Source organism: Gordonia gummivorans, from assembly GCF_022513585.1.
In the GTDB taxonomy this organism is placed as follows: Bacteria; Actinomycetota; Actinomycetes; order Mycobacteriales; family Mycobacteriaceae; genus Gordonia.
The window spans coordinates 77,824-93,888 of record NZ_JAKWBF010000010.1; the positions used below are offsets into that span (position 1 = coordinate 77,824).

Sequence of the window (16,065 nt, forward strand, 5' to 3'; positions counted from 1 at the left end):
CACGCCGGGGGTCAACTATTGAAATCCGGCTACCACATCGAGACTGATCACGCAGGTTACACGCGGGTTGGCGCCACATTTACGCCCGATTTCACTCCCTGGCGAACCCTGCCGGACTACTGTCTAGCGCGTGAGCGCAACGTTGCCATTGCCCAATGAGATCGAGCTGTCCCCCGACGGACCGATCCCGGGCGAAGCGCCCGTTGGTCCCCTGGGCCCGGCGGGCAGTCGTGGTTCGTCCCGCGCGAGGGCCACCAACAGTTACCTCGCCCACGTCGCCCGCCCGCTGATGTCGTCGGCCCGGGCGTCCCATCCGAGAATCACCGCGCAGATGATCCGAGCCATGCGGCCCGGGGTCAACCGGTCGCTGACGGCGCTGTGCCCGGTCCCCACCGGCACCCGCGCGGTCGAGATCCGCGAACGCTTCGACGGCGGTGAGGTCCGTGGCGAGTGGGTCACCGGCACGCATGTCGCACCTGGTCCGATCCACCCGGACCAGCGGATCATCTACTACCTGCACGGCAGCGGGTATGTCGTCTGCTCGCCACGCACCCACCGCGGTCTGGTCGCTCGGCTGAGTAACCGGACGCGCATGTCGGCGTTCTCGCTCGACTACCGACTCGGACCCGATCACCGATGGCCGACCGGCGGCGACGACGCCATCCGCGGCTACCGGTGGCTGCTGTCCCAGGGATTCCGGCCGGACCAGATCGTCATCGCCGGTGACTCCGCCGGCGGCCACCTCGCATTCGACCTGCTCGCCGCCAACCATGCGTCCGGCACCGCACAACCCGGGACGATGGTGCTGTTCTCCCCGCTCTACGACCCGACCTTCTCACTCGCCGTCGACTTCCAGCGGGCCGGCAAGCGTGACCCCATCATCGACGCGGTCGCCGCGCAGCGAATCCTCAAGCTGTACACGCACACCGCCGACGCCGATCACCCGCGCATGCGCATTCGGTTGACCCCCGACATGGACCTGCCGAACACGTTGATCCAGTTCGGGGGCCTCGAGGTGATGGGCGCCGACGCTCGAACCGCCCACCGCGCACTGGTCCGCGCGGGTGCGACGTCGGTCCTGCAGGAGTGGCCCGATCAAGGCCACGTCTTCCAGATGTTTTCTCGTCTTGCGCCCGAGTCGCGGCACGCTCTCGCATCGGCCGGTCAGTTCATCAACGCGGCTCATCCCTTCTGACCTGACCGAGCGAGAGGCACATCATGTCCGACGTCGACGAACTCCTGTCCCGGCTCCCGATCGGCGACATCGCCAACCAGTTGGGAACCGATGAGGCCTCGGCGCGCGCCGCTGCCGCCCAGGCGATTCCGGCCCTGCTCACCGGACTGCAGGCCCAGACGCAGGACGAGAACTCTGCGCAACGCCTCGCCTCGGCACTGGAGCAGCACGACAACGACCTCGCCCAGGGCACCATCGACCTCGGCGATGTCGACACCGACGACGGATCGAAGATCGTCGCGAACATCTTTGGCAACCAGACCGACCAGGTGGCGGGGGCACTCTCCGAGCAGGTGCCCGCGGCGTCGGTGGACCAGGGCCTCATCAAGAAGATGCTGCCCATCCTCGCGCCGATCGTGCTGAGTTTCCTCGTCCGCAAGATCACCGGTGGGGCCGGAAACACCACCAACGGCGGCGGTGACCTGGGGTCGGTTCTCGGCGGCGCACTCGGTGGTGGAGGTGGCGCCGCCGGCGGACTCGGCAGCGTGCTCGGCGGCATCCTGGGCGGCGGTTCGGCGGGCGGCTTGGGGGATCTACTCGGATCGATCCTCGGCGGCCGGAAGTAGCGCTGCGGCAAGCGATTCCACCGAGTGATACCCGTCACAACGACGATTTCGCTCGCTCAGCGAATTCATAGGCTCTGCTCACAAACGGCAGGCCTGCACGATCACCGTGACCAGGGAGTTCATCGCCGCACCCACCGGCGCGCGCACTCACCCGACGTCGCCGACGGCGCTCCGAATGTCTGAATTCCCCTGTTCAGCGAGCATGATGGCGCTGTCCGTCGGACGAATGAAACAAGCGACCCAGTCGTACGACTGAACCTGAGTGCATGGTTAATATCCACCCATGAATTCACGCCGCATCATCGCAGCCATCGTGCTGTCCATGTCCCTCGCCCTCGGCGCGTCGCTGTTCTCGGCACCCGCCCCGGCCAAGGCCCAGGAAATCTACTGGGGCGCCATCGCCTACGACAACGACGGCGGCACTGCCGGCGCCTGGAACTATCCGAGCAGCAACTCCGCAGCTCGCGCCGTCCGGTCGCGCTGCGGCTACGACTGCGGCTACTTCACCTTCTACAACTCCTGCGGTGCGGTTGCCTACTCGAACGGCGGAACGCGCGTCGCCTGGGCGCGTGGCTACGAGAGCCCCGGCTCGGCGAAGCGCGCGGCCCTGCGCAAGCTCGGCCTCCGTGGCTACGTCGCCCGCTGGGTGTGCACCGACCGCTACTGACACCTGCCCCATCTGATCGAGAACACTGCGCCCCACCCGCACTTCGGGTGGGGCGCAGTTTCTTTGGTCAGGGCCTGGGCGGGCCGGGCTTGGAGGTGTTGATGCTCAGACGACGCCGCCGATTGGTTCGATCGGGTGACAGATAGCCGACCGGGCATATCCCTATAATCGGGCGATCAACATGCCTGCGCCGGATCCATATGGCTCGCAGCACTTCCCACCGCCGGCAGGAGCGGGCTTTCACCCCCACGCTCACCCCGGTGCCGCAAACCGATCGCAGCGCACCGTTCCACGGGGCTTCGTCGGTGTCGTTGTTGCTTCGGTCGTCTATGTACTGGCCTATCCGGCCAGCCTGGTACTGCAACTCGCCTACGGCAACGGGGAGTTCTTCCAGGGCCGCACCACACCGGTCACCCAGGCAGAAGTGATCACCACCATCTGCATCATCGGCGTCGTGACCTTTCTGCTCTGCGGTCTGCCCGCGATCCTCATCACATCGGGACCGGGAACCCGTCCGTTCGGACGGGCGCTCTCGGCGCGACTGGTGTGGATACCGGCAGTGCTCTCGCTCGGGCTCGTCGCCGCGACCGTGACACCGACCGACGAACCGCCCGACCCTGGGTTCTCATCGTCGGGTTGGTCCAGCTTCCTCACCCTCATCGCACTTCTCGTCGCCTGGATGAGCACTCGGCGCGCCAGCAAATGGGCACTGCTCGCCGCTCCGGTCGGGGGTTTGGTCGCGTTGGGGTGCACTCAAGCCATGGTCTCGGCGCTGAACGGACTCAGTGAGTCCACACGTCCCGGAAACATCTACGAGCAGCTCGACGCCACTCTCTCCGGGACCGAAACCCCTTACGGCGGAATCTTCTTCATCGTCCTGTTCAGCCGCGTTGGTGTGGTTGCCGCTCTTGTCGGCGCAGCCTGGCTGGGTTTCGGAATCGACCGCCTGGTCACGTCGGTCACCAAGCATCCACTGTCCCAGGAGCCGGTCAGTATGTGGGACAACGTCTCCGCCGAACGGTGGCGCGCTCTGCTCGCCGCGGCGAGCGCTCTGAGCGTGGCTCTTCTGATCCCGGCCACAGCGGCCATGGGCTCGGGTAACTGGCAGAAAATGCATGTGGCGTCGGGCGTGCTCGGCATCGTGGTGTGCACCTTGCTCGCGGTCGGCATCAGTTCCGCGGCGCCACAGGAACGTCGCCCTCTCGCGCTGGGCGCGGTCGCCGCGATGACTGTATTCGCGGTGGTGATAGGAGTTTTCGCCATACTGGAGGCACGCGGCGGGACGAGTGCGTGGCCGGCGACGTTGTGTCGGCACCTGTTCCTTGCGGCGTGTGCGGCCGGCTTCATCGTTGTTCTCGCCAAGAGCCTGTGGGCACTGCTCGCCACGCCACTCGTCTTCGCTGCTCCCTGGTCCGGCCTGCCGGATACGCCGCCGGCCGTGTACTCGGATGCCGCCGGCACGATCGCGATCGACGCATTTCTGCTCGCCGCCACTGTCGCCCTGGGGCTGGGGCTTTCGTGGGTCGCCGGGTATGTGCGGGCGCATCCGGAGATGTTCGCCTCCGCGGGCGTGGGTCCTACCCCACCCCCGCCGCTGTATGGACCGCCGCCGTATGCACCGCCCCCCTACGGTCCGCCCCAATCCAGACCGTTCGCGCCACAATCCGGGCCATTCGCGCCGCCGTCCAGGGGGTTCGCTCCGCAACCGCCCCCCGCTCCGGCGTGGCCCACCCCGCAACCGGGGCCGAGCGCTCCCCACCCGTCCGGTCCGCTACCGCCACAGCATGCGGAGCCCCGCACCGAGATCGTGCCCCGGCCCTACAAGTAAAGGTGCTTGCCACTACTCCAGGGGATCAGGCTTCGGCCTGTTGATGCTCAGACGACGCCCCCGCGTCCGGCCGCTCTCGGAGCCGAACCCCTGGACATCGGCCTCGGACGCGAGCCGGCGGTCGAGACTGGTCGGCCACTCTCGTTCGACCTGCTCGTCGAGCGCCTGCAGCCGCTCGATCAGTGGGGCGTCCTGCACGTCGGGGCATTGCGCGATGAGGTTTTCGAAGAGCGCACGGAGCCGGCGCTCGACCTGTGCCGAACCCGCCCCGTACTGCCGGATCTGATCGGTTCCGATGGCGACATAATCTGCCCAGCTGCGACGGTAGCCCCGGATCATCGACAGCGAGCCGGACTGTTGATCGGCGAAGACTCGCGGCGCCAGCATCAGCAGCAGGTTCTCGATGTGATCGAGCGCCTGCACCGCGCGACTGGGATCGTTGATGGCCGGCGACAGTGCCTTGAGCGCAACGTCGGTGATCGCCTGCAGTGCCGCGGCCGGACTCACCTCGGGCAGGTGGGTGTCACCGAACAGCAGGCAGGTGAGCAGTTGATGCGGATGTACCCGGCGACGATCGCCGAACACCTCGAAGACCCCGGCATTGTTCGGGACGAAGTCGCCGATCCCGATCAGCAAGTCCACCTGGACATCCCACCGAATTGCCAGCCGCTGGATACGCGCGAGATCGATGGCGAGCAGCACCCTGCCACGCGTGGGAATGTCCCGCAGGGTGACGATCATTCCCGGCTCTGTGTCGGTGCCCCGATCGTCGTCGGAACCAATGCGCGCAACGGTTCGCTCCATGTCGACAGGCATCTCGTCGGGATACAGCCTGCGGATGGCGCCGCGTCCCTCGGTTTCCACCCAGCGCAGCAGTTGCGACGAATTCAGGATGCTGCCGACCTTGCCGATCAGGATGATGAACATGTACACGCTCAGCAGCGTCATTCCCAGTGCGACACCCGTCGAGATCCCGGGCCCGCCTTCGGCACCCGTGGCCAGGTCGAGCGCGATGATCAGCGTGAACGCGAAGGTCGACAGGAACACCCCGATCGACCACCGCATCACCGGATCCTGCTGGAACATCGGGATCACCCGGACCGAGATCTGCGACGCCCCGAACTGCATCGCCAGGGTGACCGCGGTGAACACCAGGCCGGTGAGTGTGGCCATCGCACCGGCGATCACGCCGAGCAGGGTTGCTGTCGTCCCGACGTCGAGCTCGCGGAGTTCGAGGTCGTCGTCGACCAGCGCGGCAATCACGGCCACGACGATCGAGACCGACACCATGGTGACCGGCAGACGCCACGGCGGCCGGCGCTCCAGATGCCTCCGCGTCCGGCGCCATCGGATGGCCGACGCGACCCGGTTGGGCGCGCGCCGCGGATGCTGCGGGTTCGGCGGCACGACGACGGGTTCGGCGGGTGCTTCCGGAATCCCGAACCGTCCGGCCAGCGCTTCCTGCACCACCACCTTCCACCGGATCAGCGGTTGCCGGTACCGCCGCTCACGTGCCCGCGACTTGGCCATCTTTCCCGGGTGATCGACGTAACGCCAACGTGCCCAGGGGGATTGAGGCCGTGCGACCCGGATGGCGCCGACGATCAGCAGCGGTGAGATGAACAGGCCGAGGAAACCGGTCCAGAGTTTGCCCTTAAACAGGGTGATGATCGCCAGCAGTCCGACGATGGCGACCAGGACGATCACCGCGATCTTCTCCCCGACTGTCGGGGCGTTCTGCACATCGGCGACATCGGCAAACCCCACCGGCCGGAATCCCACCAGGAACAGCAGCACGAACGCGATGGCGACGAACACCGCGTCGACCGACGCGCGCCCCTCCTCCTCCCAGTACACGTCACGCAGGTGGAGGAGCAGTGCGAACTCGTCGAGCACCAGGGCAGAGCCGATCCCGAACACCACGGCCAAGACGCAATCCGCCACGGGGGTATGGAAGTTGGACAGCACCACGAAGGAGAAGCCGGAGATCAGCATCAGCATCACACCGAAGAACTCGTGATGCATGTGCAGGCCACCGGGTGTGACGTTGCCCGGCCACCAACTCACCTCGGCACGGATCATCCGGACGCTCAACCGGATGAACAGGAACGTCAGGACAAACGCGATGAGCAGAAAGAACAGCGGCAATCGCCCGTTGTCGACGATGTCGCGCGCGAACCACTCCGCCATCACAGAAGGCTATCCCTGCATGTCCCCCGATCGGGGGAAGTCCCGTTCATCCGATCCATCAGATGGTTGGCGGAATCCGCCCGGAACCGATCCACGGCAAAGTTCTCGGTGTCAGGCAAGACCACAGGAGAACCCCGCCGCACACCGAGGAGAAACCCATGAACACCACCACCCGCCGCATCACCGCAGCCGCCGCCGGAGTCGCCGGAATCGCCGCCGTCGGAGCAGGATTCGCCGGTATCGCGAATGCCGGCACCCTGCCGGTCACGCACCCCGGCGAGCCGACCATCGCGATGACGATCACCAACCACACCAACAAGACCGAGCATCTGCTCAGCACCGGCACGAGCGGCAACGGGGTCGTCGTCAGCGGAGCCCGCCAGACACTGGCACCGGGCGCCAGCGAGACCATCTCCGTCGTCGCACCGCACGGCACCAAGCTCGCCGCGACCGTCGCCTACCGCATCGGCGTCGGCGGGCCGACCGCCACCTACGAGGTGCTGAACTCGCAGGCCAACACCAACACCGGGACCACCGGTGTGTCGGGTGCGAGCGCCGGCCAGTACCGGATCAACCACAACTTCACCAGCCACTACCCGAACACCAACGTCGGCTTCGACCTCTGGTGAGGACGAACAATCCGGGCCCGTGACCGAGAGGTCGCGGGCCCGGCGCGTCGTCGGATGACATGATCGACGGGTGAGCACAATCGTCTTCGTCCACGCCCACCCCGACGACGAGGGAACGGGCACCGCGGGCACCATGATTCGCGCTGCGCGGGAGGGACATCGGGTGGTCGTCGTCTACTGCACCGACGGCGATCCGGGCGATGACCCAGGTGATCTGGCCCCTGGCGAAACAGTGGCGATTCGACGCCGCGGCGAGGCGGAGGCGTCGGCGGCCATCACCGGTACCGCGCGGGTGGAATGGCTCGGCTACGGCGACTCGGGCATGACGGGATGGTCGCAGAACGGTGCCGACGGAGTGTTCTCACGCGCCGACCTCGGCGAAGCGGCACGCCGCCTGGCCGACCTGCTCGACGAGGAAGATGCCGACGTCGTCGTCGGCTACGACTGGCACGGCGGCTACGGCCACCCCGATCATGTCATGTTGCACAAGGCCACTCGCGCAGCTGTCGACCTGGCGGCCAGAACGCCGCGCTACCTCGAGGTCACGATGAACCGCGATCTCATGCGTCAATTGTTCACGCTTGCAACCGAGATGGGCATGGAAGGGTTCGACCCGGACACCCGCGGCGACGACGGGAACCCGATCGGAACCCCCGAGGCGGAACTGCACTGGGCCGTCGACCTCGGCGACGATGTGTACACCAAACGCGAGGCGCTGGCGTGTCATGCCAGCCAGAGCGACGTGAAGCAGCTCCTGGAACTGCCGATCGAGATGTTCCCGTTTGCCTTTGGTACCGAGCACTACATCGAACCCGGCCGGCCCGACGGCATGGTTCGAGCCTGATGGCTCGACCATCCGTCGGTCAGCTGACCTCCGCGCCGCGCCGCGGCGGGCACGCCTCGAGCCAGGTGTTCTCCTCCTCGTTGAACACACGCGAGCGTGCGAGGAACCGAACCCCTTCGGGCGCTTCGAGACTGAATCCCGCGCCGCGCCCCTTGACGACGTCGATGATCATCTGGGTGTGCTTCCACAGCTCGAACTGGTCGCCGTTGATCCAGACCCGCACCGCCGGAATGGGTTCCGGGAGTTCGATCTCGCCGACCAACACATCACGTTGTCCGACACGGTATTCCCCGACCGGATAGCACATCGGGGCCGAGCCGTCACAGCACCCACCGGACTGGTGGATCATGAGTCCGCCGTGCAGCTCCGACAATTTCGTCAGGAGCTGCACGGCGGCGTCTGTGGCGACCACCCGATCAACTGCTTGCTGTTCGGTGGTCATGTCTTACACCTCTTTGGCTTAGAAGAAGACCCCGATCCGAACGAAGTTCCGGATCAGAAGAATCCTTTCGCGTTCTGAGCGTATCCAACGAGGAGGTTCTTCGTCTGCTGGTAGTGCTCGAGCATCATCAGGTGGGTCTCGCGGCCGATACCCGACTGCTTGTACCCACCGAAGGCGGCGTGTGCCGGGTAGTCGTGGTAGGTGTTGGTCCACACGCGGCCGGCCTGGATCTCGCGGCCCGCACGGTAGGCGGTCGCACCGTCGCGGCTCCACACACCGGCACCGAGTCCGTAGAGGGTGTCGTTGGCGATGTGGATGGCGTCGGCGTAGTCCTTGAACGTGGTGACCGCCAGCACGGGGCCGAAGATCTCCTCCTGGAAGATGCGCATCTTGTTGTGGCCGTCGAACACGGTCGGCTTGATGTAGTAGCCGCCGGAGAGGTCGCCGCCCAAGTCGGCGGGTTCGCCGCCGATGAGGACCTTGGCGCCCTCTTCCTTGCCGATGGCCAGGTAGGAGCTGATCTTCTCGAACTGATCGTTCGACGCCTGCGCACCCATCATGGTGTCGGTGTCGAGCGGGTTGCCCTGCTTGATCTGGCTGACCCGGTCGACAGCCTTGCCGATGAAGTCGTCGTAGATGTTCTCCTGGATGAGCGCACGGCTCGGGCAGGTGCAGACCTCGCCCTGGTTGAGCGCGAACATCGAGAAGCCTTCGAGCGCGCGGTCGAGGAAGCCGTCGTCGGCGCTCATCACGTCGTCGAAGAAGATGTTGGGGCTCTTGCCACCGAGTTCCAGGGTGACCGGGATGAGGTTCTCCGAGGCGTACTGCATGATCAGGCGGCCGGTGGTGGTCTCACCGGTGAAGGCGATCTTGCGGATGCGGTTGCTCGACGCCAGCGGCTTGCCGGCCTCCACGCCGAAGCCGTTGACGACGTTGAGCACGCCGGCCGGCAGCAGGTCGCTGATCAGGCTCATCAAGTACAGGATCGACGCCGGGGTCTGCTCGGCAGGCTTGAGCACCACCGCGTTGCCCGCGGCAAGCGCAGGTGCGAGCTTCCAGACGGCCATCAGGATCGGGAAGTTCCACGGGATGATCTGACCGACCACACCGAGGGGCTCATGGAAATGGTAGGCGACGGTGTCCTCGTCGACCTCCGAGATCGAACCCTCCTGGGCGCGCAGCGCACCGGCGAAGTAGCGGAAGTGGTCGATGGCCAGCGGGATGTCGGCGGCAAGGGTCTCGCGGACCGCCTTGCCGTTGTCCCAGGTCTCGGCGACGGCCAGCTTCTCGAGGTTCTCCTCCATGCGGTCGGCGATGCGCAGCAGGACCAGCGAACGCTCGGCCACCGGCACCTTGCCCCACTGCGGTGCGGCCTTGTGTGCGGCGTCCAGCGCGAGGTCGATGTCCTCGGCGGTCGAGCGCGCGATCTCGCAGAAGACCTTGCCGTCCACTGGCGACGGATTCTCGAAGTACTGGCCCTTGACCGGTGCGGTCCACTGGCCGCCGATCCAGTTGTCGTAGCGCGACTCGTAGCTCATGACCGAGCCTTCGGCTCCCGGCTTTGCGTAGACAGTCATGTGGTGTAACTCCTCGATGTCGGCCTCGCTGGGCGAGGACGTTGTGGTTGTCACATGAGCCACTGAGTGGTCTGCATGTGATCTGTTGCACAGAGTAGGAGTGCCTTGGTTGCACGTGCGTTGCAGCGGTTGCAACGTGGCATCTGCGCTGGTCACAGCCCTCCGGCCTCGTCGGAAATCTGTACCTGGAAGCCCCGTGAGCTGCACAGTGCACCTGGCAGACCTGCCAGGTACAGACTTCCGACGCTCAGCCGGCAATCTTCCGTCGCCCGTTGCGGCGACGCGGGCCCCGATGCATCCCCAGTCGCGCCAGGATCTGCAGCTGTTCGAGCGTCTGCGGCCACTGATGGACCACCTGTTTGTAAGTCAGATGCTGCGGGATGTAACCGAGCGCTGTCACCTTCAGGTCGCGAGCCCGGTCGCTTTCGTAGTTGTCCTCACCGGTGTGATGCGCTCGCGAATCGATCTCGAGCGCCAGCACCTCGCCGACGAGCAGGTCGACGCGGATGTCTGGTGCAATCCAGACCTGTGGGCGCACAGAGAAGCCCGCGCCGATGAATCGTTGCGCCGCGATGGTCTCGGTCCCCGACTCCGGTTTGTCGTCGGCATGGCGGACGATGTCGGTGAGGTAGGCCGGCCCACCTTTGAACAGCTTCACCATCGCGGCGCGTCTCATGAGCTTCTTGTTCAGGATTGACTCGCACAGGACGCGAAACCCAGTTCGTCGACGCAATGTGGTGAGTACAGCAGCGCGGTCGCGACGTCGTCGACGGTGCCCACCGCGGCGACATCACGCCCGTAGCGACGACACGCGTCGTCGGCCTTGATCTGCCCATGCCGGGTCACCCGGAAATGGCAGTCACGTGGATGCTCGGGTACCCACACCCCGTGCTTGCCGAGTGCAGTCAGACAGGACGCCACGCCACCGGAGCGAACAGCTTTCACCACAACGGGATCCGCGTCGCGCGTCGCGTACCAGCCGTGCCGTATCCGTGTCAGGAATCCGATTGCCATCGCTTCCCGAATCTCCCGTTCGGTGTTGCCGCACCTGATGAGCTGAGCGGTCGAGACGACGCCGCCGAACGTCTTGATCAGTTTCTCGAATTCCATGCGCGGCAGCATCGACGCCCGAAGGGCCCCGTGCGACCAGCCCAGCCCGGGCACCGCCGAATCTGTGGAGACCGTCCCAACTGTGGACAGCTCGCCTCGTCGGAAACCTGTACCTGGGAGCCTCGCCAATTGCACTGTGCACCCGACGGACCTCCCACGTACAGATTTCCGCGGGTCGAGCTAGAGGCCGTACCGCTTGTCGAGCAGCCGGATGCGTCCACCGGCGACCGCGCGGTCGGGATGTCCGACGGGGAGCCGATGCTCCAGGCGCCGCCAGGCAGCGAGGTCGTCGCGACCATGGATGGACGACGTCCACTTCCGCAGCGCCCCGACATTCCCTTCGGCGATCACCCGCGAACGCACGTCTTCGCGCAGTTCTTCGAAGATCTCGACGATGCCGGGCGCCGCCGATTCCACCAGCAGACCGCCACGGCCGAGTTCGTCGATCACCGACTCGAGTTCGCCTCCCGACGCGACCCGCGCGCGGATGTCGCCGACGTCCGACGACAACTCTGCCGTCAGCCGATACGGTCGCGAACCCACCACGTCGTCGCCGAGATCGCGACGCAGACGGGAGATCTCGGCGCGCACGGTGACCGGGTCGATGCCGTCCTCGGCCAGCTTCAGCGCCAGTTGCTCGGTGTTGAGCCCCTCGGGAAATGCCTGCAGCAGAACAAGAATCTCGGCGTGCCTGCGGGACAATGTCCTCGACGACGCGCCGGCGCGCTGCCACCGATATCCCTGGTCCGTCAGCACCGTGAGACGCGCGCCCTCGATCGTCTCGACAAAAGTACTGGGGTCTGCCAGATCAACTGCCTTGGACTGTAATTCACGCTCCACAGCGGCGACCACCGACCGCACCGCCGCCAATGCGAAAGGCGCTGCCACCTCCCGGCCTCCGGTCACGTCGATCACGCCGATCACGTGGCCGGTCAGCGGATCGTGCACCGGGGCGGCCGCGCAACTCCACTCCTGTACAGCCCCGGAGAAATGCTCCGGTCCGACGACCTGCACGCCGCGGTCGACGGCCAGCGCCAGCCCAGGCGCGTTGGTGCCGACCACCTCTTCGCTCCACACCGAACCCTCGACGAAGTTGATGTGGCTGGCCTTGTCGCGCGCACCCGTCTCGCCCTCGACCCACAGCAGCCGTCCCACCTGATCGGTCAGCGCCACCACGACACCCGAATCGGCGATCGCGTCGACCATCAGCGACTGTACGAGCGGTCGTACGGCGGTGATGGGGTGCGCCGCGCGATACTCAGTGAATTCCGACTCGCTCATCGTCGGCGTCGACGACTTGTCGGGATCGGCCTCACCAGGGTCGACACCGCGGTTGAGGGAACGCGCCCACGACTCGCGCACCACCGACCGCACGGAGTCCTCGGGCGGGGTGATACCCGACAGGAAATTCTCGTACGCCTGACGGATCCGGGAGGCCACGGCGGCTGCGTCGCTCATTCATCCTCCGTCGATTGCCTCATAGGGTTCCGATTCTGCCGTGCCAAGTGTGACCTCGGCAACATTCCCCCGACGGAGTCGCTCGCGCGTGCTCGAGTCCAGAGTAGCCCGCATGCCCGTTTCGGGGCGTGTCGGTCGAAGGTGAGACATACCCTCCCACCTGGAGTGACGATCGACAGAGTCACTTACTTGTGGTGTGTCTCGGAAAATACGTGACCAGTCTCCGGCGTTGGAGACACACCACTAGGCTTCCGTGGATGAAGCGTGTACTGATGTCGGTCGCCGTCGCGGTGCTCGCGCTCATCGGCCTGGCGATCCCGTTGATCGACGTCGACGACGACGCCGGTTCGGGAGTCGACCCCGTCAGCATCACCGAGTACCGCGCCGAATACCGCGTCGCCGCCGACGGCAGGCTCACCGCCCGCGAGACGATCACCGCGGACTTCCCGGCATCCCGGCACGGGATCTTCCGGTTCTGGGACGTCACCGACTCAGCCGACTCGCATGTTCGCTACATCCCCGAGAACATCACCGTGGCGCTCGACGACGGTTCGGTGCCGGTGGACTTCAGCTGGGAATCGGGAAAGCGGTTCCGCGTCGCCAAGATCGGGGATCCGGACAGGTATCTCACGCCCGGCATCCACACCTATGTGATCACCTACGAGATCGCCGGAGCGATCGCACCGAGCAGCGCCGAGGACATGACGGCAGGGAGTTGGAGCGGCGGCGACACGTCTCGGTTCTTGTGGCGCGTCGTGCCCGACGGCTGGCGCATGGCCATCGCCCGATCAGAGACCGTCGTCGACCTCCCGGAGGCACCGCTGGCCACCGCATGCCGCACGAGGGACGGCACGGCCTGCACCATCACGAGATCCGGCCCGACGCAGTTCACGGTGACCACCGGCGCGCTCCACCCCAACACCGGGGTGACCTTCCGCGCCGACCTGCCGTCGGCCGCACCGGAGCGAGACGCCACCGCATGGCCCGTGTTCTTCGACCCCATCCTGGGCAGATCGCTGTGGGTGGCCATCGTGCTGGCGCTGCTGTCGCTACTGACCTTCGGGATCGGCGTCGCGTGGGTGCTGCGCAGCCGCGAGTCGACGCCGCTTCTGCCGGTGATGTACGAGCCACCCACCGATCCGCAGCGGCCCGGTGGGTACCTCGGTCCGGTGCAGTCGTATTTCGTCACGCGCGAGCGGATGCCGAAACGGGCACTCGTCGCGACGTTGCTCTACCTGGCGGATCGTGGATACGTCCGCCTCGACCGCGACGGCACCGAGTGGACGGTCACCTCCCTCGTCGACAGCAGTGCGTGGCAACAGATCGACGCGCCGTCTCGGGCGGCAGCGGGGGCGCTGTACCTGACGGGAGAGGCCGGACGCAGTTTCACCACCGACGGCTCGGTCGACGCCGGCGAGAAGCTGCAGGCGGCCACCGGAGCGCTGGCGTCCGCGACGTCGAAGTGGGCGGCGGAGAGCGGCGCCATCAACACCAGCAGATTCGAATGGACCGGTCGCGCACTGGTCGCGCTGGCACTCGTGGTGGCCGCGGTGCTGTTCTTCTTCCAATGGTTGCCGTTCTCGTTGCTCGTCCTGCCGATCGCCGCCTTCGCCATCGGCGGCGCAGGACTGTACGCGGCAGGCGTCGGAACACGACGCACCTTGCTCGGACGTGACATCTGGTCCCGCGCAGGCGGATTCGAGCGTCTGATCTCGACGACGTCGAATCAGGAACGTCTCGACTTCAGCGCCCGGCGTGAGCTCTACACCGATTACATCCCCTATGCCGTCGCCTTCGATTGTGCCGATGCGTGGGCCAAGAAGTACCGGATCGCGACGGGCTCCGAACCTCCGGTACCGGTGTGGTTCGTTCCCACCTCGAGCAGCACCACGCACGGGTTCTTCGGCGACGCGAGCGGTTTCGACAGTTTCGAGTCCAGCCTGTCGTCGTCGTTGTCGGCGTATTCGGCCACCCAGTCGTCGTCCTCCTCGGGCGGTGGCGGCGGTGGATTCTCCGGCGGTGGTGGTGGCGGCGGAGGAGGTTCCTGGTGACCCGAGATCATGGAAGTACCTATGCGAAAGGCAAGTGAAGAATGACCGCACTCATCCTGATAGTCATCATCGTGGTGATCGTCGTACTTTTGGCCGTGTTTGCCATGGTCGGTTTCAACAAGCTGCGCCGCGCCGACATCGCGGCGCAGGAAGCACTCGGCGGCATCGACGTCCAGCTGACCCGGCGCGCCGACCTGATCCCGAACCTCGTCAACACGGTGAAGGGGTACGCAGCCCACGAGCGCGGCGTCTTCGAAGAGGTCACGGCCGCACGAGCGGGGGTCGCCCAAGCCGCACAGAACGGGACTGTCGAACAGAAGGCCGCTGCCGACGGCGCACTCGGCCAGGCGCTCGGCCGACTCTTCGCCGTCGCCGAGAACTACCCCGACCTCAAGGCGTCGTCGAACTTCATCCAGTTGCAGAACGAACTGTCGGACACCGAGAACAAGCTGTCGTTCGCCCGGCAGTTCTACAACGACGCCGTCGCCCGGCTGAACAGCCTGGTGCAGACCATCCCGTGGATGTTCTTCACCGGGATCGCGAAGGTCGGCAACCGCGACTTCTACCGGGCACCCGAGGGCCAGCAGGCTCCGCCGCAGGTCCAGTTCTGAACTCTCTCAGGTGAATCGGGCAGTGAACTCGCGCGGCGTCAGGCCGGTGACCGTGCGGAAGTCCCGCACCAGGTGTGCCTCGTCGGCGTAGCCGAGTTCGGCGGCAAGGGTGGCCAGCGTGCCATCGGCCACCCGAAGCCGACCGGCCGCCTCGTGCAGCCGACGACGCTGGATCAGCCACTTCGGCGTCAACCCCAGTCGGCGTCGGGTCAACCGTTGCAGACTTCGTTCGGTGAGATGGAATCGTGCACAGATCTGACCGATAGCGACCACCGTCGAATCGTTCTCCACGTAGTCGACGATCTCGTTGATCAGACGCCCGTCGTCGTCGAGCGGGAGGATCGGACGCAACCAGTCCTCGACCACACCGGTGGCCGCGCGCTGGGTGCTCTCCTCGGTGGGATCGGTGGCCATCGTCGTGCGCACCCGGTCCGCCAGTTCCGCACCTCGCTCACCGAACACCTCCGAGAGTTCGGCGTGCCGGTCGGTCCATACGTCCACCGGGCCGTCGAGAACCAGACCACCGGCCGCCGGCGTGAGCATCACACCGACGGCCCACCCCTGTCCGGTCAGCGTCGTCTCACTCAGACCGGTCGCCACTCCGTAGAACCGGGCGTACTCGCTGCTCACCACCATGAGACAGACGGGATACTGCAGGACCCGCTGCGGTGCGTCGCCGCCGGCCGGCACCGACCAGACCGGCACCCAGAATCGGCGGATCACCTCGGCCAGGTCAGGCGTCGGACCCCAACGACCGATCTGGAACGAGGTGTCGGCGGGGTCGACGAGATGAGCTCGTTCGACGTCGTCGAGGCCGTCTCGGTCGGATCTGTCGCGAATGTTCAATCCCGGACCACC

Annotated in this window: 15 protein-coding genes; 8 read left to right on the top strand and 7 right to left on the bottom strand. The window is 66.2% G+C overall.

What is annotated here, in order from left to right:
- Positions 1 to 130: 130 nt before the first annotated feature.
- The 4 genes from MKW15_RS09750 to MKW15_RS09765 all read left to right on the top strand — a co-directional run bounded on the left by MKW15_RS09750 (position 131) and on the right by MKW15_RS09765 (position 4,295).
- Entirely contained in the window at positions 131 to 1,195 is a 1,065-nt protein-coding gene (locus MKW15_RS09750) for an alpha/beta hydrolase (protein ID WP_374246829.1), read from the top strand.
- Between the two features lie 23 nt (positions 1,196 to 1,218).
- Complete coding sequence (locus tag MKW15_RS09755) at positions 1,219 to 1,800, top strand: DUF937 domain-containing protein (RefSeq protein ID WP_240857408.1); 582 nt, start codon at positions 1,219 to 1,221, stop codon at positions 1,798 to 1,800.
- 283 nt (positions 1,801 to 2,083) lie between these two features.
- Positions 2,084 to 2,467 (top strand): DUF4189 domain-containing protein, encoded by a 384-nt coding sequence (locus MKW15_RS09760; protein ID WP_240857409.1) that lies wholly within the window; start codon positions 2,084 to 2,086, stop codon positions 2,465 to 2,467.
- A gap of 181 nt (positions 2,468 to 2,648) precedes the next feature.
- The gene (locus tag MKW15_RS09765) at positions 2,649 to 4,295 is read left to right on the top strand and encodes a hypothetical protein (protein ID WP_240857410.1); all 1,647 of its coding nucleotides are present in this window, start codon (positions 2,649 to 2,651) and stop codon (positions 4,293 to 4,295) included.
- Positions 4,296 to 4,307: 12 nt separating this feature from the next.
- On the opposite strand, the gene MKW15_RS09770 is transcribed toward MKW15_RS09765, so the two are convergent.
- The gene (locus tag MKW15_RS09770) at positions 4,308 to 6,485 is read right to left on the bottom strand and encodes a DUF2254 domain-containing protein (protein ID WP_240857411.1); all 2,178 of its coding nucleotides are present in this window, start codon (positions 6,483 to 6,485) and stop codon (positions 4,308 to 4,310) included.
- Positions 6,486 to 6,643: 158 nt separating this feature from the next.
- Here MKW15_RS09770 and MKW15_RS09775 point away from each other — a divergent pair, with 158 nt between their 5' ends.
- Complete coding sequence (locus tag MKW15_RS09775; RefSeq protein WP_240857412.1) at positions 6,644 to 7,114, top strand: hypothetical protein; 471 nt, start codon at positions 6,644 to 6,646, stop codon at positions 7,112 to 7,114.
- A gap of 70 nt (positions 7,115 to 7,184) precedes the next feature.
- The gene (locus MKW15_RS09780; protein ID WP_240857413.1) at positions 7,185 to 7,958 is read left to right on the top strand and encodes a PIG-L deacetylase family protein; all 774 of its coding nucleotides are present in this window, start codon (positions 7,185 to 7,187) and stop codon (positions 7,956 to 7,958) included.
- A 19-nt stretch (positions 7,959 to 7,977) separates the two neighbouring features.
- On the opposite strand, the gene MKW15_RS09785 is transcribed toward MKW15_RS09780, so the two are convergent.
- The 5 genes from MKW15_RS09785 to MKW15_RS09805 all read right to left on the bottom strand — a co-directional run bounded on the left by MKW15_RS09785 (position 7,978) and on the right by MKW15_RS09805 (position 12,545).
- A complete protein-coding gene (locus tag MKW15_RS09785; RefSeq protein WP_240857414.1) occupies positions 7,978 to 8,400 on the bottom strand; it encodes a DUF779 domain-containing protein in 423 nt (140 codons plus the stop codon).
- A 53-nt stretch (positions 8,401 to 8,453) separates the two neighbouring features.
- On the bottom strand, positions 8,454 to 9,977 hold the full coding sequence (adh, locus tag MKW15_RS09790) for an aldehyde dehydrogenase (protein WP_240857415.1): 1,524 nt from the start codon (positions 9,975 to 9,977) through the stop codon (positions 8,454 to 8,456).
- A gap of 247 nt (positions 9,978 to 10,224) precedes the next feature.
- Positions 10,225 to 10,653, bottom strand: a complete 429-nt coding sequence (locus MKW15_RS09795) for a hypothetical protein (RefSeq protein ID WP_240857416.1) — start codon at positions 10,651 to 10,653, stop codon at positions 10,225 to 10,227.
- Between the two features lie 11 nt (positions 10,654 to 10,664).
- Positions 10,665 to 11,087 carry a type IV toxin-antitoxin system AbiEi family antitoxin domain-containing protein gene (locus MKW15_RS09800; RefSeq protein WP_240857417.1) on the bottom strand — a complete coding sequence of 141 codons (423 nt, stop codon included), beginning with the start codon at positions 11,085 to 11,087 and terminating at the stop codon, positions 10,665 to 10,667.
- A 180-nt stretch (positions 11,088 to 11,267) separates the two neighbouring features.
- A complete protein-coding gene (locus tag MKW15_RS09805) occupies positions 11,268 to 12,545 on the bottom strand; it encodes a GAF domain-containing protein (protein WP_240857418.1) in 1,278 nt (425 codons plus the stop codon).
- A 257-nt stretch (positions 12,546 to 12,802) separates the two neighbouring features.
- Here MKW15_RS09805 and MKW15_RS09810 point away from each other — a divergent pair, with 257 nt between their 5' ends.
- Entirely contained in the window at positions 12,803 to 14,596 is a 1,794-nt protein-coding gene (locus MKW15_RS09810) for a DUF2207 domain-containing protein (protein ID WP_240857419.1), read from the top strand.
- A gap of 41 nt (positions 14,597 to 14,637) precedes the next feature.
- Positions 14,638 to 15,207: a LemA family protein gene (locus MKW15_RS09815; protein ID WP_240857420.1), complete on the top strand. Its 570-nt coding sequence runs from the start codon at positions 14,638 to 14,640 to the stop codon at positions 15,205 to 15,207.
- A gap of 6 nt (positions 15,208 to 15,213) precedes the next feature.
- On the opposite strand, the gene MKW15_RS09820 is transcribed toward MKW15_RS09815, so the two are convergent.
- Positions 15,214 to 16,053: an AraC family transcriptional regulator gene (locus tag MKW15_RS09820; RefSeq protein WP_240857421.1), complete on the bottom strand. Its 840-nt coding sequence runs from the start codon at positions 16,051 to 16,053 to the stop codon at positions 15,214 to 15,216.
- Between the last annotated feature and the right edge of the window lie 12 nt (positions 16,054 to 16,065).